Here is a 21,161-nt window from a genome sequence, read left to right as displayed (position 1 = left end):
CATGGAAGTCGAGCAGAGTCAGGTCTTTCCCCGCCTGCTGACGGTGGAGGACGTCGCAGAGATCCTCTGCGTCCCACTGTCCACGGTGCACCACTGGGCGGTGCGGGGTGAGGGCCCGCCATCCTTCAAGGTCGGGAAACATCGGCGGTTCGACGCCGCGGTGGTCGCGGCTTGGCTCGCGAAGCAACAGCAGGACGTCGCATGATCGAGCGCCGCCTCTGGAAGAACGGCAAGACCGTCGCCTGGACGGTCCGCTATCGCGACCCAACAGGTCGGCAGCGGTCGAAGGCCTTCACACGGAGACGAGACGCTGAAGCTTACGAGGACGAGATCAGCAGTCGGCTCCGGCGCGGCGACTGGCTCGACCCTCGTCGTGGCGAGGTGACCTTGGCTTCCGTCTGGGAGGAGTACGAGCGCGCCGGCACGGGCCACCTTCGGGCGACCACGCGCCAGAACTACCGAGCCGCATGGCGCAACGTCGACCCCTACCTGGGCCGGTGGCGGGTCAACCGGCTTGAGCAGGCGGACGTCGCTGACTGGATCGAGTCCCTGCGTCGGCAGAAGGGTGCCGAGACGGTTCGGCAAGCGCACCGCGTGCTGTGCCTCGTGATCGACTACGCGATCCAGACGCGGCGCCTGACCACGAATCCGGCCCGTGGTGTCCGACTCCCTCGTCGTCCGCCAGCCCGTGAGCGAATCCTGACGGTGGACCAAGTCCACTCGCTGGTCCAGCGGATGGGCAGTCAGGGCGACCTCGTCCTGGCCATGACCTACCTCGGTCTTCGTTGGTCGGAGCTGGCTGCTCTCAAGGTGTCCGACGTCGACCTGACCAGGCGGCGGGTGCGTGTGGTGGAGAGGGCCACGGAGGTCGGCGGCCGGATGGATGTGGCAGCTCCCAAGAGTCGAGCGTCTCAGCGGAGCGTTGCCATCCCCTCGGTCCTGTCGACGGTTCTCGAGCGGCGGGTGGCCAACAAGCCGGCTGACGCACTGGTGTTTCCGGCGCCCGACGGTGGTTACCTCCGAAACGGGAACTGGCGGGCAAGAAGCGGTTGGGCGGCCGCCACCAAGGAGCTGGGCCTCGAGGGCATCACTCCGCATGACCTTCGACGCACCTTCGGGTCCTTGGCACGCTCAGCAGGTGCGGATCTGCGGTGGATCCAGCGCGCGATGGGCCACGAGTCGATCACGACCACGGCGCGCATCTACGCGCACCTGTACGACGAGGAGCTGGACGTCGTAGCGGCTGCCCTCGACCGTCTCACCAGATCGGCCACAAACGGGGGTGAGAGCGCGTGACGGCGCGAGTCTCTGTGGCCATGTGCGCATACTGCGCGCACGTCGCCCGTCTGGGGCGCCTGATCGGAACCTTGGCCGCGTGGTTGATCGCCCTCGCGGTGTCAGCTCACACCGGCTCTGAGCAGCAGAAACGCCCCCCAGTTGTCTGGGGGGCGTTGTCCGAGCCGCCTATCGGAATCGAACCGATGACCTATTCATTACGAGTGAATCGCTCTGGCCGACTGAGCTAAGGCGGCAGGCGCCCGGAGGCACGGACGATGAGTATACGTATCGGGGCGCCAAACTCCGAACCGGCCTCCGGCCACTCAGCACTTCGTGCCGTCCTTGGGCACCTTGGCGTCGGTGTAGTAGTCGTTGATGGCGTTGTCGATGCACTTGTTGGAGCGGGCGTAGGCCGTGTGGCCGTCGCCGTCGAACGTCAGCAGGGACGCGTTGGACAGCTGCTTGCGCAGGCGCACCGACCACTCGTACGGCGTCGCCGGGTCGCGAGTCGTCCCGACCACGACGATGGGCCCGCTGCCGGCCGCGGAGACCGTGTGCGGCGCTCCCCCACCCTCGGCGGCCTTGACCGGCCACTGCCCGCACACCATCGAGCCCCACGCCAGGAACGGTCCCCACGTGGGGGCGACGGTGGCGTTGTCCTTGGCCCGCTGCTCGTACACCTTGGGGTCGGGGCTGTCGGGGTTGTCGAGGCAGGAGATGGCGTAGAACGCCTCGAGCAGGTTGCCGGCGTAGCTGCCGTTCTGGTTGCGCTCGGCGTACTGGTCGGCGATCTTCATCAGCTCGGTGCCGTCGTCGTTGCGCACCACCGCGGCGAGGGCGTCGGTGAGCGCACCCCAGGAACCCTGGTCGTACATCGCCTGGGCGATGCCGGTGGCCGCCCATCCCTCGGTGAGCTGGTTGAGCTTGCCGTCCTTCATGGGGACCGGCTGCTGGTCGAGGCGCCCCAGCAGGTCGCGCATGCCCGACATGACCTCGTCGACCGACCCGCCGAGCGGGCAGTCGCCCTGGTCGACGCAGTCGGCGGCCCAGGCCCGGGTCGCCCGCTCGAAGCCCTCGGCCTGCCCCTTGGAGACCTCGGCGGAGGTCAGGTCGGGCGGCAGGACCCCGTCGAGCACGAACCGGCCGACGAGCTTGGGGAACAGGTCGGCGTACGTCGCGCCGAGGTAGGTGCCGTAGGACTTGCCGAGGTAGTTGAGCTTCTCGTCGCCGAGCGCCGACCGCAGGACGTCCATGTCGCGCGCGGCGTCGACGGTGGACAGGTGGCTGGTCAGCGCGCCCGTGCGCTGCAGGCAGCCCTGAGCGAACGCCTTGCCCGAGGCGGCGAAGGCGTCCTCCTCCGCGGTGTCGTCGGGGGTGGGGTCCTGGCCGAGGAACGCGTCCATCTCCCGGTCGGGCAGGCAGTCGACCGGCTGGGAGCGCTGCACCCCGCGCGGGTCGAACCCGACGATGTCGAACCGCTGGCGCACGGGCTTGCCGACGATGAAGTCGGCCGCCCTCGCGTAGTCGACGCCCGAGCCGCCCGGGCCACCGGGGTTGACCACGAGCGAGCCGATCCGCTGCTTCGGCTTGGTCGCCCGCATCCGCAGGACCTGGATGGTGATGGAGCCGCCGTCGGGCTTGGCGTAGTCGAGCGGCACCTTGAGGCCGGCACACTCCCCGATCTGGCACTTCTCCCACGCGAGGCGCTGCCCGTAGAAGGACGCGAGCGCCTCCGACCCGGGAGGCGGCTTCCGGGCCGCGGTCGAGGCGGTCGTGGGCGCGGACGACGAGGAACCACCCCCGTCGAGCACCGAGCACCCTGACAGGCCGACGGTCGTGACCATGGCCGCCGCCAGCAGCACCCGTGCTCGAGGAGTCATGTCCTGAACGCTATCCCGGCTCAGCGGGGCACGCGCAGCGAGATCGCCATGGCCTCGAGCGCCAGCAGTGGCGCGACGTTGAGGCCGATCCGCTCGCGGGCCGTCCCGATGGCGTCCATCGCACCGAGGAGCTGCTCGGGGCTCATCGACCGGGCGAGCGCCTGCACCTCGCGCATGCTGTCCTGGTTGACCAGCCCGAGGGCGGCGCCGCTGTGCACGACCAGGGCGTCGCGGTAGACCGAGAGCAGGTCGACGAGCGAGCGGTCGAGCACGTCACGGGAGTGCCGGGTGGCGCGGGCCTTCTGCTCCTTCTCCAGGCTCGAGAGCTGGCTGCGGATGTGGGGCGGCTGGGTGCGAGCCGTCGGGTCGGCCCCCAGCAGCTCCATCAGGCGCTGCCGCTCGGCGACGTCGCGCTCCGTCGCCGCGGCCGACGACTCCTCGTCGGCGATGGAGACCAGGTCGGCAGCGGCACCGACGGCGTCGCCGACCCCGTGGATCTTCCCGGTGAGCGCGACGACGTCGCGGCGCCGGATGCGCGCGCCCTCGTCGCGTGCCAGCCGCCGGGCGAGGCCCACGTGGCTCTGCGCCGCGCGCGCGGCATACATGGCCATGGGCATCTCGACCCCGTCGCGACGGTGCAGGAGGTCGGCCACCGCCTCGACGGGAGGCGTGCGCAGCCGGACGTGCCGCGAGCGGGAGCGGATCGTGATGATGATGTCCTCGAGCGAAGGGGCGCACAGGATCCACACCGTGCGGGGCGTCGGCTCCTCGAGCGCCTTGAGCAGCGCATTGGCGGGCGCGTCGGAGAACGCCGTGAGGCGGTCGGCGTCCTCGACGATGATGATGCGCCACTTCCCCACCGAGGGTCGCAGCGCGGCGAGCTGCACGAGGTCGCGGATGACCGACACCTTGATGGACAGGCCCTCCGTGGCCACCACGTCGACGTCGGCGTGCGTGCCGTCCAGGGCGGTGCGGCACTCGCGGCACTCACCACAGCCACCGTCGGGGCACTGGAGGGCGGCGGCGAACGCGCGCGCAGCCACCGAACGACCCGAGCCCGGCGGCCCGGTCAGCAGCCAGGCATGGGTCATCGAGGCCGGGTCGGAGACGGCTCGCTGCAGCGTGGCGACCGCGGTGTCCTGGCCGATGACGTCCCGCCAGACGGTCACGGGAGGACCCCCATCGAGCGCAGCCGTTCGGCGACCGCGGCGTGGACGTCCGCGGGCGGGAGGGTGCCGTCGACGACGAGGTAGCGCTCCGGGTTGCCCTGGGCCATGGCGAGGTAGTGGGCGCGGATGGCCTCGTGGAAGGCGTCCTCCTCGGCCTCGAGGCGGTCGTGCACCTCGCCACGCCGGCGCCGGCCCTCCTGTGGGGAGACGTCGACGACCACGGTGAGGTCGGGCACGAGGTCGTCGACGGCCCACATGTTGAGGTCGTGGATCTCCTGGGCGCCGAGGTCGCGTCCGGCGCCCTGGTAGGCCACGGAGGAGTCGGTGTAGCGGTCGGTGAGCACGACCTCGCCGCGGTCGAGCGCGGGACGGATCAGCTGGTCGACGTGGTGGGCCTTGTCGGCGGCGAAGAGCAGGGCCTCGGCGCGCGGCGCGACGTGGGCGCCGTGGAGCACGAGGTCGCGGATCTGGTGGCCGAGCTCGGTGCCCCCCGGCTGTCGAGTGACCGTCACCGTGCGACCCGCAGCCTCCAGCGCCTCGCGGAGCAGGGTCACCTGGGTGGACTTGCCGGCGCCGTCGCCACCCTCGAAGGCGATGAAGAGTCCGTCGGTCACGCAGGTGAGCCTAGGCCAGCCCCCTGTCAGCCGGTGTCAGTGGTGGATGGCCACCAGCAGGCAGGTGCAGCCCACCGCCGAGAGCAGGAGCACGACCGCCGGCGCGAGCGTCATCCGGAGCACCTCACCCGTACGCCGCGCCGCCCCCACCGCGCTGAGGCCGAGCAGGATGACCACCGGGGCGAGCGAGTTGCCGATGTTGCCGCCGGCCAGCTGGCCGGCGAGCAGGTCCGCCGGCGGCTCGCCGATGAGGTGGGCGACGTCTGCCTGGAGGGAGGAGAAGAGCGCGTTGGAGCTCGTCGTGGAGCCGGTGATGAACGACCCCAGCGCCCCCACGAGGGGCGCGATGGCCGGGTACGCGCTCCCCGTCGCCACCGCCGCGCCCTGCGCCACAGTGCGCACCATGCCACTGTCGACGAGGACGCCTGCCACGGACGCGAGCAGCACCACCGACGGCGAGGACTTCCACGCCTGCTTGAGCGCGCCGCGCCACACCGGGCCCCAGGCGCTGCCCTTCCAGATGCCGCGGGAGGCCCAGACCGCCACGCTCCCGGCACAGGCGATGAGCAGGAACGTGCCCGGGTGCCCCAGAAGGGCGATGGGGTTGTAGACCGACACCGCCTCGTTGACGGTCCCCTGGTGGGTGCTGGTCTGCGGGAACGACGGGCCGATGAGCAGGTGGCCCTTGGCCCACGAACGCAGCGGCGGCGGCAGGAAGACGGCCAGCGCCACGATGCCGAGCAGGGCATAGGGCACCGCGGCGGCGCGGGCACGCATGCGGGTGTACTCCGCCTCGGCCTCGGCCTCCTCGGTCGCGCCCTCACCCGTGGGAACGGCGGCGTACCGAGCAGGGACGGCGGCGTACCGAGCGGGGACGGCGGCGTCCCGGGCGGAGAACCGGCGCAGCACGAAGACCACCGCGACACCCGACGCCCCCGCGCAGAGGGCGCCGATCCCCGGCTCGAGCCTGACGGTCCCGGCCTGCACGAGCGCCATCACCGGACCTGCGGTCGCCAGCAGGCGCCACCCGTTCCGCAGCCCCGCCAGCCCGCCGTCCATGAGCGCCACGAGGACGCCCGAGAGCACGCAGTTGACCCCGAGGAGCACGGCCGCCGAGGCGGCATACGCGGCACGTCCGGGGCTGTCGAGGTGCGCGGTGAGCGCGCCCATGTAGAAGGACGAGCCCATCGAGCCGAAGCCGACCGCCCAGTGGTAGCCGACCAGGGGCAGGGCGACGGCGCGCGCCTTGCCGATGCCGAGGGCCACGAGCAGCGGCGCGGCGACGGCGATCGGGGTGCCGAACCCGGACACCCCCTGGATGAAGGACGGCAGCACCCAAGCCAGGAGCAGCACGTTCTCGGTGCGCCGCGGGAGCATCGTCGACAGTGCCTGGCCGAGCGCCTTCATCCCCACGTGGGTGGCCAGGTGGTGCATGAGCAGCGCCGGCCAGATCACGTAGAGGATCCACAGGCCGACCCAGGCGCCCTTCCCCAGTCCGACTCCCACCGTGAGCCCGCCGGCGCCGAACGCGAGGACGGCCACCGCGACGCTGTAGGCCACGGTCACCGACGCGTTGACGATCGTCGAGAACCGCCCCCAGAGGACGAGGGCGAGCAGCAGCACGACCGGGCTCACCGCGAGGGCCCACGTCAGGGGCGGCACGGCGGCGAGCGACTCGGGCTCGGCTACCAGGGAAAGCGTGGACAGTGGCATAGATTGTCTTTCGTATACGGACGACGTGGCAAGCGCGCCGCCGCGGACGGAGGGAGGGGCGATGGCCACCGGGATGGGGCACACGATCGGCAGCCAGCACCTGGCTCTGCGCGAGCAGGTGCTCGCCGAGCTGCGCCGCCGGATCGTGGACGGGGACTACCCGCCGGGGCAGCGGCTCACGGAGGAGCGCCTCGCGGCCGACTTCGGGGTGTCGCGCAACCCCGTGCGGGAGGCCCTGCGGGTGGTCGAGGCCGACGGGCTGGTCACGATGGTGCCGCGCAAGGGCGCGGTCGTCGCGACGCCGGACGCCTCGACCGTGGCCGACCTCTTCGCGGTGCGCTCGAGCCTGGAGACGGTCGCGGCGCGGATGGCCGCCGAGCGCGCCACCCCGCAGGACGTCGCGGCACTGCGGTCACTGCTCGACGACGCGCGCCGGGCGACCGAGGAGGACGACCTGTCCCGCGTCGCGCAGCTCAACAGCGACCTGCACCTGCGGGTGATCGAGATCAGCGGAAACCGTTGGCTCTCCTCGATCTCCGCCGCGCTGTACCTCCACGTGCACTGGATCTTCCGCATCGGCGCGGCCCACCGGGCACCCCACTCGTGGCAGGAGCACATCCGGCTCGTCGATGCGATCGAGGCGCACGACCCCGACGAGGCCGAGGCAGCCGCCCACGCCCACGTCGCGGCGGCTGCGCAGGCGGCCGTCGACAACCTCGAGGACGCCGGCTGAGGCTCAGCGCCCCACGGCATAGCCCTGCATCCCTCGCGGGTTCGCGCCGGCGCGGAGCAGCCCGGTCCCGGCGTCGCGGGTCACCGCGCACAGGCGCCCCAGGCTCCAAGGGTCGGAGACACGCACGGTGTGACCGCGGGACTCCAGACCGGCGATGACGTCGGCCCCGACGCGGTCCTCGGCGACGACTACGCCGGGCTCGCTCTGCCGCGGGTAGAACGACCCGGGGAAGCTCGTGGTGTGCCATGACGGCGCGTCGATGGCGTCCTGGAGCTCTTGGCCGCCCACGAGGTGGCGAAGCAGGAACACCAGCTGCCACTGGTCCTGCTGGTCCCCGCCGGGTGAGCCGCAGGCCATGTAGGGCAACCCGTCTCGCAGCACGAGGGTCGGGGTCAGCGTCGTGCGCGGACGGCGACCGGGCGCCAACGACGACGGCAGCCCCTCCTCCAGCCAGAACATCTGCATCCGGCTGCCGAGGCAGAACCCGAGCTCGGGGATGGTGGGTGAGCTCTGCAGCCAGCCGCCGCTCGGAGTCGCCGAGACCATGTTGCCCCACCGGTCGACCACGTCGACGTGGCACGTGTCGCCACGGGTCACCCCCGTGGGCGCCACCGTCGGCTCCCCCGTGGTGGCGTCACCCTCAGCCTGCGGAGCCCCCACCCCACGGACGTATGCCGCGACGGCGGGCTCGCGCCCGTCGGGGCTGCCTGGGCGCAGCTCGAGCGACGCGGTGTCGCCCACGAGCCCGGCGCGCTCGGCCGCATACTCCTGCGAGAGAAGGGTTTCCAGCGGAACGTCGACGTCGCCGTACCACGCCTCGCGGTCGGCGAAGGAGAGCTTGAGCACCTCGGCCGCGGCGTGGATGCCGGCGGCCGTCGACGGGTCGAGGGCCGCCGGGTCGCCGAGCGCGTCGAGGGTGCGCAGGGTCTGGAGCAGCGCAGGCCCCTGACCCCAGGCGCGGGTCTTGGCGATGGTGTGGCCGCGCCACTCGATCGTGGCCGGCTCCTCCCAGGTCGCGCTGAACGCAGCCATGTCCGCACCGGTGATGAGGCCGCCGTGCGCCTCACCGCTGGAGTCACGGAACGCCTTGCGGGAGAACGCATCCACCGCCTCGGCGACGAATCCCTCGCTCCAGGCCCTGCGGGCGCCGTCGACCTGCGCCTCCCGGGTGGACCCGGCGGCACGGCCTTCGGCGACCAGCCGGTCGAGTGTGTCGGCCCACCTCGGGTTCTTGAAGAGGGCGCCGGGCTCGGGAGCCCTGCCGTCCTTCAGCCACAGGTCGGCCGAGGTGTGCCAGTCCTCCTCGAAGAGGTCGCGCACCGTCTCGACGGTCGAGCTCACCCTGCCCAGGAGCGGGTGGCCGTGGCGGGCGTAACCGATGGCCGGTGCGAGAACGTCCTCGAGCGAGCGGGTGCCGTGGTCGCGGAGCATGAGCAGCCAGGCATCGACCGCCCCGGGCACCGCTGCCGCGAGGGGACCGGATCCGGGCACCAGGTCGAGCCCCTCCGACCGGTAGTGCTCGATGGTCGCTCCGGCAGGCGCCGGGCCCTGGCCGCAGAGCACCCGAGGCGTCGGGTCGTCGGCCGTGGCGATGACCGCCGGCATGTCGCCGCCGGGACCGTTGAGGTGCGGCTCGACGACCTGCAGCACGAAGCCGGCGCAGACCGCCGCATCGAAGGCGTTGCCCCCGAGCTCGAGCTCGCGCATGGCCGCCTGCGAGGCGATCCAGTGCGTCGAGGAGACCATGCCGAACGTGCCCTCGAGCGTCGGCCGGGTGGTGAAGCTCATGCGGGACGTCCTGTCGTGGTTGCGGTTTCGGGAGCAGTGGCTGCCGGGGCAGCCGTGCCGGCGGCCTCGACCGTGCCGGCGGCGCTGCGGATGTCGGGGCCGGTCCCATCGTCCTCGACGAGGTGGCAGGCCACGGTCGCGCCCCCCACCTTCCTCAGCGTGGGCACCTCCTCGGCACAGCGGGGTACGGCGACGGGGCACCGGGTGTGGAAGCGGCACCCCGACGGCGGGTCCATCGCCGACGGAAGGTCGTCGCCGAGCAGGACCGGGGTCCGAGCCCGCTGCTTCGCGGGGTCGGCCACCGGCGCGGCCGCGAGGAGGGCCTGGGTGTACGGGTGCCGCGGGTGGGCGAAGATCTCCTCCCGTGTGCCCTGCTCGACCAGCTGCCCGAGGTACATCACCGCGATGTCGTCGGCGAGGTACTCCACCGCCGACAGGTCGTGGGTGATGAACAGGCACGCGAAGCCGATGTCGCGCTGCAGGTCGGCGAGCAGGTTGAGCACCGACGCCTGCACCGACACGTCGAGCGCACTGGTCGGCTCGTCGGCCACGAGCAGCGTCGGCTCGGACATGAGCGCCCGCGCGATGCTCACCCGCTGGCGCTGGCCACCGGAGAGCTCGTGCGGGTAGCGCTTGGCCACCTCGGGCCGCAGCCCCACGCGACGCAGGCCGTCGCTCACCCGCTGGGAACGCTCCTGGCGTGAGAGCCGGGACCCCTGCAGCCGCAACGGCTCTGCGATGACGTCACCGACCAGCATGCGGGGGTCGAGCGAGCCCGCCGGGTCCTGGAACACGATGGAGACGTCGCGGCGGTGCTGGCGCATCTGTCCCCGGGACAGGTGGGTCACATCGGCGCCGGCCAGGCGCACAGCCCCAGCGGTGGGCTCCACCAGCCGCACGATGCAGCGGCCGACGGTGGACTTACCGGACCCGCTCTCGCCCACGAGCGCGGTCACCTGGCCGCGCCGGATCTGCAGGCTGACGCCGTCGACCGCCCTCACCGGGCCGTAGTGCATGGCCAGGTCCTCGAGCTCGAGGACGACCGGCTGGTCGTGCACCTGCTCCGGCGCGTCGGGGCGCGGGGCGCCCTGGGTCGGGACGGTGCTCATGCGCGGTCCTCCGGGGTCAGGCGGGGGGTGTCCCCGCGGGGGTGCCAGCAGGCGACCAGGTGCTCGCGGCCGAGGCCGTCCGGGCCGCCCTGCCCCATCGGTCGACCCTGCGCCGGTTCCGGGGCGGACACCCGGGCGGGCTCCAGGACCGGCCGGGACGTGGTGCACCGGTCCGTCGCGGCCGGACAGCGGTCGGCGAAGGTGCAGGCGTCGGGCTGCTCGGACAGCACCGGCACGAGGCCGGGGATCTCCTGCAGCCGGTGCGTCCCGGCGTGCCGGCCCGGCGTCGGCGACGCGGACAGCAGGCCGGAGGTGTAGTGGTGCTGCGGCCTGGCGAAGAGCTCGTCGACGCCGGCCCGCTCGACGACGCGGCCGGCGTACATGACCACCACGCGGTCTGCGACGTCGGCGATCACGCCGAGGTCGTGGGTGATGACCAGGATGCTCGTGCCGAACCGGTCGCGCAGGCCGCGCAGCACGTCGAGGATGCCGGCCTGCACGGTGACGTCGAGGGCTGTGGTCGGCTCGTCGGCGACCAGCACCCTGGGCTGGCAGGCGACGGCCATCGCGATCATCACGCGCTGGCGCATGCCGCCCGACAGCTGGTGCGGGTAGTGCTTGACGCGCTCGCGCGGCGACGGGATTCCCACGACCCCCAGCAGCTCGACCGCCCGCTCGAGCGCCTCCTTGCGGGAGAGCTTCTCGTGGACCTGCAGCACCTCCGTGATCTGCCGCCCGACGGTGAGGACCGGGTTCAGGGAGCTCATCGGCTCCTGGAAGATGTAGGCGATGTCCTGCCCGCGAGCAGCCCGCAGGACACCCGGCTTCGCGCCGACGAGCTCGGTGCCGAGCAACCGGACGGAGCCCTCGATCTTCGCGCTGCGGGGCAGCAGTCCGGCCAGGCTCATCGCCGTGACGGACTTACCGCAGCCGGACTCGCCGACGATCCCGACGATCTCACCCGGCGCGAGGCTCAGGTCGACGCCGTCGACGGCCGAGAGGGTCCCCGACTCGGTGGCGAACCTGACCCCGAGACCTGCGACCTCCAGGACGGGGGCCGTCCCGGTGTCAGGTGTGGCGGTGGTGGCGGTGGCGGTCATCGGCGGCTCGCCTTCGGGTCGAGGGCGTCGCGCAGGCTGTCGCCGAACACGTTGAACGCCAGGGCCAGCACCATGATCGCGACGCCGGGCAGGACGGCTGCCCAGGGGGCACGTGCCGCGAACTGCTGGGCGTTGGCGAGCATGGTCCCGAGGCTCGGCGAGGGCGGTTGGATACCGAGCCCGAGGAAGGACAGGACCGCCTCGCCGAGGATCGCGGCAGGGATGGCCACGGTCGCCTGCACGAGGACCACGGACGTGGCGTTGGGCAGGATGTGCCGCCGCAGCACCCACAGGTCGCTCGCACCGTCGACGACCGCGGCCGCGACGAAGTCGAGTCCCTTGAGCCGCAAAGCATCCGAGCGCACCACACGGATGACGCCTGGGATCTGGGCGATGCCGATGGCGACCGCCGCGTTGCCGAGGCTGGCCCCGCGGATGGCGGCGAAGCCGACCGCAAGGATGAGGAACGGGAACGCCAGCAGCAGGTCGGTGAGCCGGGAGATGACCGCGTCGGCTGCACGGAAGTAGCCCGCGACGAGGCCGAGCGGCACGCCGATGACCAGCGCGGTGAAGACCGCGAGCGCGGCCACCTCCAGCGACGCGCGGCTGCCGAGGATGATCCGCGACAGCACATCGCGCCCGAGGTCGTCGGTCCCCAGGACGTGACCCGCCGTACCGGGCGGCGCCAGGGTGTTGGCGAAGTCGGTCTGCTCAGGGGCGTACGGCGCGATCCACGGTGCGAGGACCGCGACCACGATGGCGACCGCCAGGACGGCGAAGCTCACGAGCGCGAGCGGGTTGCGGCGCAGGCGGCGCAGGACGCGCGACCCTTGCGAAGCCTCGGGTCTCGGCGCCGAGGTCGGGTCGGGGTCCGCCGGCGAGGCCGCGGGCGGCAGGGCGGTGTCGACGCTCATGAGGCCTCTCCGGTGACGCGGACCCGCGGGTCGATGATCGAGTAGAGCAGGTCGACCGCGAAGTTGATGACGATGTACGCGGTGGCCGTCACCAGCACGACGGCCTGGATGACGGGGTAGTCGCGCTGGAAGACGGCGTCGATCGTCATCTTCCCGAAGCCCGGCAGGCCGAAGATCTGCTCGGTGACGACCGCACCCGAGATGAGCCCTCCCAGCTGCAGGCCGACGATGGTGACGACGACGATCAGGCTGTTGCGCAGGGCGTGCCGTCGGACGACGACGCTGGGGCGCAGGCCCTTCGCCTCGGCGGTGCGCACGTAGTCCGTGGACAGCGAGTCGAGCATCGAGGACCTCGTCTGCCGCATGATCACCGCCGAGAGCCCGGTGCCGAGGATCAGGGCCGGCAGGATGACGTGGTGCAGGTTGGAGACCGGGTCCTCCCCCAGCGGCACGAAGCCCGAGGCCGGGAACAGCCCGGTGGCGACCGACAGGTAGAGGATCGCGATGAGGCCGAGCCAGAAGTGCGGCACGGACAGGCCCAGCAGCGCGAACGCGTTGGCGACCCACTCGGCCGGCCGGCCGCGCCGTACCGCTGCCACCACACCGGCACCCACACCGAGCACCACGGCGATCGCGATGGCGAGCAGGGACAGCTCGAGGGTCACGGGCAGCGCCGTCCGCAGCATGTCGTTGACGCTCTGGCCGGTGCGCACCGAGGTGCCGAGGTCACCGTGCGCCGCGTTGCTGACGAAGTGCCAGAACTGCAGCGGCAGGGGCTGGTCGAGGCCGTAGCGCTCCCGGATCGCGGCCAGGGCCTCCGGGGTCCGGTCCTCGCCCGCGAGGGCGAGGGCCGGGTCCCCCGGGAGGGCGCGCACGCCCAGGAAGACGACCACGGTGGCCAGGACCAGGGTCACCAGCGACTGCCAGGCCCGGTTGAGCAGGTAGCTGCGCACGGCGGCTACTTGGCCATCCCGGCGAACCCGAGACGCACGACGCCGTCGGGGAAGACCTGGACGCCCTTGACCGACGTCGAGACCCCGGTGAGGTTGCGCTGGCGGTAGAGGTAGATCAGCGGGTCGCTCTGGTGCAGCTTGTCGACGACCTGGCCGTAGAGGTCCTTGCGCTCAGCCAGGTCGTTCGACTCGCGGGCCTTGTCCAGCAGGGCATCGACGGCCTTGTCGCTGAACCCTGCGACGTTCTGGCTGCCACCGGTGCCGACGAAGTTGGTGATGTTGGCGTCCGGGTCGATGCGGCCCGACCAGCCGAGCTGGAGCAGGGAGAAGTCGCCACGGTCCTGCTGGTCGAGCAGCGACGCGTACTCCACCGGCTTGATCTGCAGGTCGAAGCCGCCCTCCTTGACCATCGACTGCAGCGCCTGGGCGAGGCGCAGGCTGTCGGGGTTGTTGGAGGTGATCATGGGGATCTTCACCGGCGTGGTGACGCCGGCCTCCTTGAGCAGCTGCTTCGCCTTGGCGGGGTCGTGCGGCGTGCACTTCTGCGCCGCCTCGGTGGAGAACTCGCTCTTGGGCGAGATCGGCGAGCAGGCCACGGTGTTGAAGTCGTTGAAGACGACCTTGACCAGCCCCGCCCGGTCGATCGCGAGCTCGAAGGCCTGACGGATGCGCGGGTCCTTCGCCTCGGGGGTGTCGAGCTGCTTGAGCGGGTTGCCGATGCCCGCGGAGTTGGCGATGTTGAACGTCACGCCCTGGTAGCCCAGGGACTGCGACTGCAGCACCTGCAGGTTCTTCTCCTTCTGCAGCGCCGGGACGTCCTGCGCCGAGAGTGAGTCGGCGACCTGCACGTCACCCGAGCGCAGGTTGGCGGCCCGGATGCTGGCGTCGGTGATGATCCGGTAGGTCACCTTGTCGAAGTGGACCTTGTCGGCGTCGTAGAACTTGGGGTCCTTGACGAGCTCGATGGAGTTCTGCGGGACCCGCTTGGCGAACTTGAACGGACCGACGCACACCGGCGCGGTCGCGAACTTGTCACCGAGCGCCTTGGCCGCCTTGGGGCTGACGATCATCCCGGCCCGGTCGGTCAGCGCCGCGGTCAGGGGGGCGAACGGCTTGGACAGGGTGACGACGACCGTCTTGCTGTCCTTCGCGGTGACGTCGGCGATCGGGCCGAGCTCGCTCTTGCGCCCCGAGCCCTCGATGGTGAGCTCGCGGTCGATCGTGGCCTTGACGGCCTCGGCGTTGAAGGGGGTCCCGTCCGCGAACTGGATGTCGTCGCGCACCGGGATGGTGACGGTCTTGCCGTCGGCGCTCGTGGTGGGCAGCGCGGTCGCGAGCTGGGGCACGACCTTTGCGTTCTGGTCCACGTCGTAGAGCTTCTGGCACATGGCGTGGAACACATAGCGGGAGTAGAGGCTTCGCGACAGGGCCGGGTCGAGCTGGTCCGGCTCGGCCGACAGCGCCATCACGAGGGTGCCACCGTCCTTGACCTGGTCGGCCGAGGCCGGGTCGCCGAACGAGTCCTGTCCGGTGGCCGCCGAGGAGGCGGAGGAGCCCGAGCCGGACGACGGCTGGACGGCGCTGCACCCGGCGGCGGTGAGGGACAGCGCGACCACGAGTGCCAGGTGGCGTGGGCGGACGCGTGGGTTCGGGTGCAGGTGGGGCTCGAGCGGGCGGCGCAGGACGGTGCGGATGGTCATGGTTCGCTCCCAGGGGGTGTGGGCCGGATTCGCAGGATCGTATCCTGTATACAGTCAACGGAGAAGGGCGAGCGCGCACTTTCTTCACCATCCGGACACCCCGGACCACCCTCGGGCACCCCACGCCCCGCCCGTCCGTCACCCACGCACCCCAGGACCCGCCCGACCGTCATCCACACCCATCGACATGTTGCCGGGAGCTCGTCACCAGAGGCCGTTGTCCGGGGCCTCGTGACCATCGGCTGGCAACAAGTGCGGTGGCGAGCCGAGCCAGCGCCCGAGCCCGCGTCGCCTTCGTGGCGCGCACGCGAAGGCGCCGACACCCCTCGAAGGGGCGCCGGCGCCGTACCCGTCCTGCCGCCGGTGGCGGGTTCCAGGGAAGCCTCAGGCCTCCTGGCGGTCCGCGTTGGCGTAGATCGCGTCACGCACGTAGCGGGACATGCCGGGGCGGATCTCGTCGTACGACGCCTCGTAGCGCGGGTCGCTCGTGTAGAGGTCGGCGAGGTTGCGGTGGAACGCCGGCGAGCAGTCGTAGAACCGGCTGGTGATGTGCTGCCGGTGCATCTCGGCGGCGTCCATCGCGGCCTCGCTCGTGGACGGCTCCCCCGAGTCCATGGCATCGGTGAAAGCCTTGTGCAGGGCGTCCGTCTCAGCCTTCACCTCGGCCCAGTCGGCCTTGGTGTAGTGCTTGGTGCGCTCCTGCGACTGCTTCCACGGCTCGGTCTCGCCCCACCGCTGCTCGGCCTCCTGCTGGCCGTCCTCGAACTTCTCGCCGAAGAGCTCCTTCATGTCGTCGGGCGTGGCTGGCTGGTTGTTCATCTCTCGCTCCAGTGCTCGGTCGATGGCCACGACGAGGTCGCGCATCTCGTCCAGCCGGGACATGACCGCTGCGCGTTGGCGACGCAGGTGCTGGGCCACGCTCTCGGGGTGCTCGAGGAGGAGGGCGACCTCGTCCAGGGTGAACCCGAGCCGCCGGTAGACCACGACGTGCTGCAGGCGCGCGAGGTCGTCGACGGTGTAGAGCCGGTAGCCGGCCGGCGAGCGCTCGCTCGGCCGGAGGAGCCCGATCTCGTCGTAGTGGTGCAGGGTGCGCACCGTGAGGTCGAGCTGGTCGGCCACCTGGCCCACGGTGAGCGTGGTCAGCTGCGTGCCATCGGTCATGTCGACCACTGTGGCCCCTCCCGTGGCGTGAGGGTCAAGACCCCGCCTGCCGAAGGCGGGGGCGGCGCCGCGGGTCGGTCAGACGTCCTCGCGGGTGCGGCGGCGCGAGCGCAGCCAGGCGCCGAGGCCGTTGCGGGCCGTGCCCCAGATGCCGTGGCGGAACGCCAGGACGATGACGACGAAGATCGCGCCGGTGATGATGCCGATGCCGTTGAACCCGGACGAGGCCAGCCGGTCCTCGAGCAGGACCACGAGCGCAGCACCGACCGGTCCGCCCCACAGGGTGCCGATGCCACCGAGGACGGTGACGAGCACGACCTTGCCGGAGGTGGTCCAGACCAGCTCCTGCAGCGACGCGAACCCGTGGCTGACCGAGAAGACGCCACCCGCGAGGCCCGCGAGGCCTGCCGACAGGACGAACACCATGATCTTGTAGCGCTCGACGTCGTAGCCGAGGGCACGCGCGCGGGCGGGGTTGTCGCGGATGGCGACGAGCACGCGGCCGAACGGGCTGTTGACGATCCGCCACGCGAGCAGGACGCCGAGCAGGATGATCGGGATGGCGGCGTAGTAGAAGTAGAAGGCGTCGCTGTTGATGAGGTCCGTCATCCCGCCGAGGTTCTTGGGGATGCCCTGCAGGCCGTTCTCGCCGCCGGTGACGTCGCGCCACTGGTTGGCGATGAAGTAGACCATCTGCGCGAACGCCAGGGTCACCATGGCGAAGTAGATGCCGGTGCGCCGCACCGCGAGGTAGCCGGTCGGCAGCGCGAGGAGCATGGCGGCGATGGCACCGCCGAGCACCGCGACCGGGAAGGGCAGGCCGACGTGGGTGGCGATGAGCCCGGTCGTGTATGCCGACGTGCCCCAGAACGCGGCGTGCCCGAAGGACAGCAGGCCGGTGTAGCCGAGCAGGAGATCGACCGAGATCGCGAACAGCGCCCACGCGGCGATGTCCATGGCCACGGGCGGGTAGATGTACCAGGGCAGCGCGAGGACCACGAGCAGCCCCACGGCGAGGCCCACCCAGCGAAGGAAGGGGCGGCGCGCCGTGAGCGACGGCTCGGAGGGGAGCTCGACATCGACCTTGGACACCAGCTGCTGGCTCATGATGCGGCCTCCTCGCGACCGAACAGGCCCGAGGGCCGGACCAGGATGACCACCGCCATGAGGACGAAGATCAGCACCTGGCTGAACGACCCCGCGTAGCCCTGGCCGTAGGCCTCGACGAGCCCGACGAGGAAGCCCGCCACGACCGCACCGAGGATGGACCCGAGGCCGCCGATCACGACGACGGCGAACAGGATGATGATGAAGAAGCTGCCCATGTCGGCGTTGACCGAGCCCGTCGGGGCCCGCAGCACGCCCGCGAGGCCGGCGAGCGCGATACCGAAGCCGAACACCGGGGTGACCCAGCGGCCGACGTTGATGCCCAGGGCGCGGGAGCGCTCGGCGTCCTCGGTGGCGGCCCGCACGATCATGCCGATGCGGGTGCGGGTGAGCAGCACCCAGACGGCGAGGCACAGGACGACCGAGAACGCCGCCACGAAGATCTGGTAGCTCGACAGCGAGACGCTGCCGATGTCGACACGGCCCTTGAGGCCGGCGGGCAGCTCGTAGGCCAGCGACGAGACGCCGTAGCGGCGCTTGACCAGGTCGACGAGGAAGAGCGTGATGCCGAACGTGAGCAGGAAGTTGTAGAGCGGGTCGAGCCGCAGCAGCCACCGCACGAGCAGGCGCTCCATGAGGACGCCGAAGACGAACATGGCCACGGTGACGATCGGCAGGGCGGCCCAGAAGCCGAGCCCGGTCGCGTCGAGCAGGACGGCCGCGCCGACGGCGCCGAGCATGTAGCAGGCGCCGTGGCTGAAGTTGACCACGCCGAGGACGCCGAAGATGACCGCCAGGCCGAGCGCGGCGAGCGCGTAGAACCCGCCGAGCGCGAGGCCCTGGAGGGTGTACTGGATGAATGCCGTCATTGCTCTTCCGGTTCGTCGGGGGAGGTCGGCGGGCGCCGGCCCCGGCGGGAGGGATGTCCCGCCGGGGCCGGGACGTCACATCTTGCAGTCGGGCGACGCGGGCGCGTAGGCCTCGTTGGCGGGGATCGTCTTGACGACCTGCTCGAGGTCCCACTCCTCCTTGACCTGGTCCTTGCTCTTGACCTTGACCTGGTAGACGTCGTGGACGACGTTGTGGTCGGCCGCACGGACCTCGCCGTTGCGCAGGAACATGTCGTTGATCTTCTTGCCCTCGAGCTGCTTGACGACGTCGTCGCTCTTGTCGGTGCCGGCTGCCTGGACCGCCTCGAGGTAGTTCATCGCGGCGGAGTAGTTGCCGGCGTGGGCGAACGACGGGCGCACCTTGGTCTTGGCCATGAACTTGTCGGCCCAGGCGCGGTTCTGCGCGTCGAAGTTCCAGTACCACGCGTCGGTGAAGGTGGTGCCCTTGAACTGGTCGACGCCCAGGCTGTGCACGTCGGTGATGAACATGAGGCCGACGGCGAGCTTGGTCGTGCTGGCCACACCCGACTGGTTGAACTGCTTGATGAAGTTCACCAGGTCGCCACCGGCGGCCATGATGCCGATGACGTCGGGCTTGGACGCGGCGGCCTTGGTGATGAACGTGGCGTAGTTGTCGTTGGGGAACGGCGTGGCGATCTTCTGCTGGACCTTGCCGCCGGCGCGCTCGACGGCCGCGCTGTAGGACTTCGTCATGTCCTGGCCGAAGGCGTAGTCGGGGTAGACGATCGACCAGTTCTTGCCGCCGGACTCCACCGTGGCCGCGCCGTTGCCCGAGGCGAGCATGTAGGTGTCGTAGGCCCAGTGGAACGTGTACTTGTTGCACTGGGCGCCGGTCAGGGCGGTGGTGCCGGCACCGATGTCGATGAAGAGCTTCTTCTTCGCCTTGGCCTGGGTCGCGACCGCGAGCGCGGCGGACGACGTGGGGACGTCGAGGATGATGTCGGCCTTGTCGCGGTCGTACATCTCCTGCGCCTTGGTGTTGGCGATGTCGGGCTTGTTCTGGTGGTCGGCCTGGACGACCTCGATGTCCTTGGCCACCGCCTTGTCGCCGTACTTGGCCTTGTAGTCCGCGACGGCCATCTCGATGGCGACCTTGGAGTTGGGGCCGGACAGGTCCTTGTAGACACCGGACTGGTCGTTGAGCAGGCCGAGGACGACCTTGCCGTCACTGATCTTGCCGCCGCTCGAGGCGGGTCCGCCGCCTCCGCCACAGGCGGCGAGCACGAGGCTGCCGCTGACGGCAGTGGCCATCAAGGCCAGGGTCTTCTTGCGCTGCATGTCCCCTCCTGGGGTGTTGGTCGTGCCGGGTCGTGCGGGTGGCGGTGTCACATGCCGAGGTACTCGAGGAGCTCGGTGGTGCGGGACTGGAAGCTGTCGTTGTCGAGCGACTCCACGACGCGGCCCTGGGCCAGCAGGTAGTGGCGGTCGGCGACGGTGGAGGCGAAGGTGACGTTCTGCTCGACGAGCAGCACGGAGACGCCCTGGGCCTTGATCTGGCGGATGATCTCCCCGATGCGCTGGACGATGACCGGCGCGAGGCCCTCGCTGGGCTCGTCGAGCAGCAGCAGCCGGGACCCCATGCGCAGCACGCGGGCGATGGCCAGCATCTGCTGCTCGCCGCCGGAGAGCTTGGTCCCCGGGAAGTCGCGGCGCTCGTGCAGGACGGGGAACTGCTCGTAGACCTGCTCGAGGCTCCAGGCGTCGGCCTTGCTCGTCACCGGTGGGAGGGTGAGGTTCTCGGCGACGGTCAGCGTCGCGTAGATGCCGCGGTCGTCGGGCACCCAGCCGAGGCCGGCCCGCGCCCGCTTGTCCGGCGAGGACCTGCCGAGGTCCGAGCCACCCCACGACACGGTGCCCTCGACGTGCCGGTGCAGGCCCATCACCGAGCGCAGCAGCGTGGTCTTGCCCGCGCCGTTGCGCCCCACGAGGGTCACGACCTCGCCGGGCTCGACGCGAAGGTCGACATCGCTGAGCACCTTCGCCTCGCCGTACCAGGCGGAGAGCCCGGCGACCTCGAGGACGTGCTGGGAGCCCTTTGCGTTCGGGGAGCCCTGGGCGACGTGGTCAGACATGCTGTTCTCCGGCCTGTCCGAGGTAGGCGGTGATGACCTTCTCGTCGTTGCGCACCTGGTCGTAGGTGCCCTCGGCGAGGACCTGACCGGACTGCAGGACGGTCACGGTGTCGGCCAGCGAGCCGACGACGTGCATGTTGTGGTCGACGAACACGACGGTGCGGCCCTCGGACACCTTCTTGACGAGGGCGATGGTGCGGTCGACGTCCTCGAGCCCCATGCCGGCCGTGGGCTCGTCGAGCAGCAGCAGCTTGGGGTCCAGGGCGAGCGCGAGCGCCAGCTCGAGCGCCCGCTTCTGGCCGTAGGCCAGGGAACCGGCAGCGGCGCCGGAGCGGTCGGCCAGCCCCACCTGGTCGAGCAGCTCGGTGGCGCGGTCGCGGAACTGTCGCATCTGCTTGGAGGAGCGCCAGAAGCGGTAGCCCAGCCCGGTCGGGGAGGCCAGCGCGAGCTCGACGTGGTCGACGACGCTCATCTGGTCGAACAGGCTGGTGATCTGGAACGACCGGGCGATGCCGAGGTGCGCGATCTGCTCGGGCTGCATACCGGTGATCTCACGGTCACCGAGGCGGATCTCCCCCGACGTCGGCGCGAGGAAGCCGGTGAGCAGGTTGAACAGCGTCGTCTTGCCTGCGCCGTTGGGACCCACCAGGGCGTGGACGGTGCCCTCGACGACGCGCAGGTTGACGTCGGAGACGGCACGGAAGCCGCGGAACTCCTTGGTCAGGTCACGGGTCTCGAGCAGCGCTCCTGCTGCACCTGACGCCTCGGGGCTGGCCTGGGTGGGCACCGGCACCTCCTCGTGCGGCTGGGTGCGAGGCAGCGGGCGCCGTCGCGGTTCTGCAGAACCCTAGGGCCGGGCAGAACGCCCTGACATGGCCGCCCTCGACACAGAGTCCCGGTCAACCATGTCCGTACGGCACATACGGATAGGCGGCCCGTCGGCCGGGCACGGCGGTGCT

Annotated in this window: 19 protein-coding genes and 1 tRNA gene; 3 read left to right on the top strand and 17 right to left on the bottom strand. The window is 71.1% G+C overall.

Annotated features, from left to right (window positions below):
- Nucleotide 1 precedes the first annotated feature (1 nt).
- Nucleotides 2-205, top strand: coding sequence for a helix-turn-helix domain-containing protein (locus ASG70_RS07215; protein ID WP_056883129.1), 204 nt, complete (start codon nucleotides 2-4; stop codon nucleotides 203-205).
- A complete protein-coding gene (locus ASG70_RS07210; RefSeq protein WP_056883128.1) occupies nucleotides 202-1,296 on the top strand; it encodes a site-specific integrase in 1,095 nt (364 codons plus the stop codon). Before ASG70_RS07215 ends, ASG70_RS07210 begins: the two co-directional genes overlap by 4 nt.
- Nucleotides 1,297-1,458: 162 nt before the next feature.
- Here ASG70_RS07210 and ASG70_RS07205 read toward each other — a convergent pair.
- From ASG70_RS07205 to ASG70_RS07185, 5 genes are all read right to left on the bottom strand, one after another.
- Nucleotides 1,459-1,532: transfer RNA gene (locus ASG70_RS07205), tRNA-Thr, on the bottom strand.
- A gap of 69 nt (nucleotides 1,533-1,601) precedes the next feature.
- The gene (locus ASG70_RS07200) at nucleotides 1,602-3,158 is read right to left on the bottom strand and encodes an alpha/beta hydrolase (RefSeq protein WP_056883127.1); all 1,557 of its coding nucleotides are present in this window, start codon (nucleotides 3,156-3,158) and stop codon (nucleotides 1,602-1,604) included.
- Nucleotides 3,159-3,178: 20 nt separating this feature from the next.
- On the bottom strand, nucleotides 3,179-4,327 hold the full coding sequence (locus tag ASG70_RS07195) for a DNA polymerase III subunit delta' (RefSeq protein WP_056883126.1): 1,149 nt from the start codon (nucleotides 4,325-4,327) through the stop codon (nucleotides 3,179-3,181).
- Entirely contained in the window at nucleotides 4,324-4,941 is a 618-nt protein-coding gene (gene tmk, locus ASG70_RS07190) for a dTMP kinase (protein ID WP_056883125.1), read from the bottom strand. Before tmk ends, ASG70_RS07195 begins: the two co-directional genes overlap by 4 nt.
- A 36-nt stretch (nucleotides 4,942-4,977) precedes the next feature.
- Entirely contained in the window at nucleotides 4,978-6,654 is a 1,677-nt protein-coding gene (locus ASG70_RS07185; RefSeq protein WP_056883124.1) for an L-lactate permease, read from the bottom strand.
- A 61-nt stretch (nucleotides 6,655-6,715) separates the two neighbouring features.
- Here ASG70_RS07185 and ASG70_RS07180 point away from each other — a divergent pair, with 61 nt between their 5' ends.
- Nucleotides 6,716-7,387 carry a GntR family transcriptional regulator gene (locus ASG70_RS07180; protein WP_056883123.1) on the top strand — a complete coding sequence of 224 codons (672 nt, stop codon included), beginning with the start codon at nucleotides 6,716-6,718 and terminating at the stop codon, nucleotides 7,385-7,387.
- 3 nt (nucleotides 7,388-7,390) lie between these two features.
- On the opposite strand, the gene ASG70_RS07175 is transcribed toward ASG70_RS07180, so the two are convergent.
- The 12 genes from ASG70_RS07175 to ASG70_RS07120 form a co-directional block, all read right to left on the bottom strand.
- Nucleotides 7,391-9,175, bottom strand: coding sequence for a gamma-glutamyltransferase family protein (locus ASG70_RS07175; protein ID WP_056883122.1), 1,785 nt, complete (start codon nucleotides 9,173-9,175; stop codon nucleotides 7,391-7,393).
- On the bottom strand, nucleotides 9,172-10,284 hold the full coding sequence (locus tag ASG70_RS07170; RefSeq protein ID WP_082590249.1) for an ABC transporter ATP-binding protein: 1,113 nt from the start codon (nucleotides 10,282-10,284) through the stop codon (nucleotides 9,172-9,174). Before ASG70_RS07170 ends, ASG70_RS07175 begins: the two co-directional genes overlap by 4 nt.
- The gene (locus tag ASG70_RS07165) at nucleotides 10,281-11,384 is read right to left on the bottom strand and encodes an ABC transporter ATP-binding protein (RefSeq protein ID WP_082590247.1); all 1,104 of its coding nucleotides are present in this window, start codon (nucleotides 11,382-11,384) and stop codon (nucleotides 10,281-10,283) included. The genes ASG70_RS07170 and ASG70_RS07165 overlap by 4 nt, the downstream gene beginning before the upstream one ends.
- Complete coding sequence (locus ASG70_RS07160) at nucleotides 11,381-12,298, bottom strand: ABC transporter permease (protein WP_082590245.1); 918 nt, start codon at nucleotides 12,296-12,298, stop codon at nucleotides 11,381-11,383. Before ASG70_RS07160 ends, ASG70_RS07165 begins: the two co-directional genes overlap by 4 nt.
- On the bottom strand, nucleotides 12,295-13,251 hold the full coding sequence (locus ASG70_RS07155) for an ABC transporter permease (RefSeq protein ID WP_056883121.1): 957 nt from the start codon (nucleotides 13,249-13,251) through the stop codon (nucleotides 12,295-12,297). Before ASG70_RS07155 ends, ASG70_RS07160 begins: the two co-directional genes overlap by 4 nt.
- A gap of 5 nt (nucleotides 13,252-13,256) precedes the next feature.
- Nucleotides 13,257-14,951, bottom strand: coding sequence for an ABC transporter substrate-binding protein (locus ASG70_RS07150; protein WP_082590243.1), 1,695 nt, complete (start codon nucleotides 14,949-14,951; stop codon nucleotides 13,257-13,259).
- Nucleotides 14,952-15,335: 384 nt separating this feature from the next.
- Nucleotides 15,336-16,112 (bottom strand): MerR family transcriptional regulator, encoded by a 777-nt coding sequence (locus ASG70_RS07145; protein ID WP_056883273.1) that lies wholly within the window; start codon nucleotides 16,110-16,112, stop codon nucleotides 15,336-15,338.
- Between the two features lie 78 nt (nucleotides 16,113-16,190).
- Nucleotides 16,191-17,219, bottom strand: a complete 1,029-nt coding sequence (locus ASG70_RS07140; protein WP_056883120.1) for a branched-chain amino acid ABC transporter permease — start codon at nucleotides 17,217-17,219, stop codon at nucleotides 16,191-16,193.
- Entirely contained in the window at nucleotides 17,216-18,088 is an 873-nt protein-coding gene (locus ASG70_RS07135; RefSeq protein WP_056883119.1) for a branched-chain amino acid ABC transporter permease, read from the bottom strand. Before ASG70_RS07135 ends, ASG70_RS07140 begins: the two co-directional genes overlap by 4 nt.
- 75 nt (nucleotides 18,089-18,163) lie before the next feature.
- Nucleotides 18,164-19,408, bottom strand: a complete 1,245-nt coding sequence (locus tag ASG70_RS07130; protein ID WP_056883118.1) for an ABC transporter substrate-binding protein — start codon at nucleotides 19,406-19,408, stop codon at nucleotides 18,164-18,166.
- A 47-nt stretch (nucleotides 19,409-19,455) separates the two neighbouring features.
- Nucleotides 19,456-20,202, bottom strand: a complete 747-nt coding sequence (locus ASG70_RS07125; protein ID WP_056883117.1) for an ABC transporter ATP-binding protein — start codon at nucleotides 20,200-20,202, stop codon at nucleotides 19,456-19,458.
- Nucleotides 20,195-20,989 (bottom strand): ABC transporter ATP-binding protein, encoded by a 795-nt coding sequence (locus ASG70_RS07120; protein ID WP_082590241.1) that lies wholly within the window; start codon nucleotides 20,987-20,989, stop codon nucleotides 20,195-20,197. Before ASG70_RS07120 ends, ASG70_RS07125 begins: the two co-directional genes overlap by 8 nt.
- Between the last annotated feature and the right edge of the window lie 172 nt (nucleotides 20,990-21,161).

This window comes from Phycicoccus sp. Soil748 (genome assembly GCF_001428025.1).
Classification (GTDB): Bacteria; Actinomycetota; Actinomycetes; order Actinomycetales; family Dermatophilaceae; genus Pedococcus.
This window is presented reverse-complemented; position numbering and strand designations above follow the sequence as displayed.

Excerpts from the sequence above, each read along its gene's own strand:
- ASG70_RS07215 (WP_056883129.1), top strand. The coding sequence starts at position 2 with ATGGAAGTCGAGCAGAGTCAGGTCTTTCCCCGCCTGCTGACGGTGGAG.
- ASG70_RS07210 (WP_056883128.1), top strand. The coding sequence starts at position 202 with ATGATCGAGCGCCGCCTCTGGAAGAACGGCAAGACCGTCGCCTGGACG.
- ASG70_RS07200 (WP_056883127.1), bottom strand. The coding sequence starts at position 3,158 with ATGACTCCTCGAGCACGGGTGCTGCTGGCGGCGGCCATGGTCACGACC.
- ASG70_RS07185 (WP_056883124.1), bottom strand. The coding sequence starts at position 6,654 with ATGCCACTGTCCACGCTTTCCCTGGTAGCCGAGCCCGAGTCGCTCGCC.
- ASG70_RS07180 (WP_056883123.1), top strand. The coding sequence starts at position 6,716 with ATGGCCACCGGGATGGGGCACACGATCGGCAGCCAGCACCTGGCTCTG.
- ASG70_RS07175 (WP_056883122.1), bottom strand. The coding sequence starts at position 9,175 with ATGAGCTTCACCACCCGGCCGACGCTCGAGGGCACGTTCGGCATGGTC.
- ASG70_RS07170 (WP_082590249.1), bottom strand. The coding sequence starts at position 10,284 with ATGAGCACCGTCCCGACCCAGGGCGCCCCGCGCCCCGACGCGCCGGAG.
- ASG70_RS07165 (WP_082590247.1), bottom strand. The coding sequence starts at position 11,384 with ATGACCGCCACCGCCACCACCGCCACACCTGACACCGGGACGGCCCCC.
- ASG70_RS07160 (WP_082590245.1), bottom strand. The coding sequence starts at position 12,298 with ATGAGCGTCGACACCGCCCTGCCGCCCGCGGCCTCGCCGGCGGACCCC.
- ASG70_RS07150 (WP_082590243.1), bottom strand. The coding sequence starts at position 14,951 with ATGACCATCCGCACCGTCCTGCGCCGCCCGCTCGAGCCCCACCTGCAC.
- ASG70_RS07145 (WP_056883273.1), bottom strand. The coding sequence starts at position 16,112 with ATGACCGATGGCACGCAGCTGACCACGCTCACCGTGGGCCAGGTGGCC.
- ASG70_RS07140 (WP_056883120.1), bottom strand. The coding sequence starts at position 17,219 with ATGAGCCAGCAGCTGGTGTCCAAGGTCGATGTCGAGCTCCCCTCCGAG.
- ASG70_RS07135 (WP_056883119.1), bottom strand. The coding sequence starts at position 18,088 with ATGACGGCATTCATCCAGTACACCCTCCAGGGCCTCGCGCTCGGCGGG.
- ASG70_RS07130 (WP_056883118.1), bottom strand. The coding sequence starts at position 19,408 with ATGCAGCGCAAGAAGACCCTGGCCTTGATGGCCACTGCCGTCAGCGGC.
- ASG70_RS07125 (WP_056883117.1), bottom strand. The coding sequence starts at position 20,202 with ATGTCTGACCACGTCGCCCAGGGCTCCCCGAACGCAAAGGGCTCCCAG.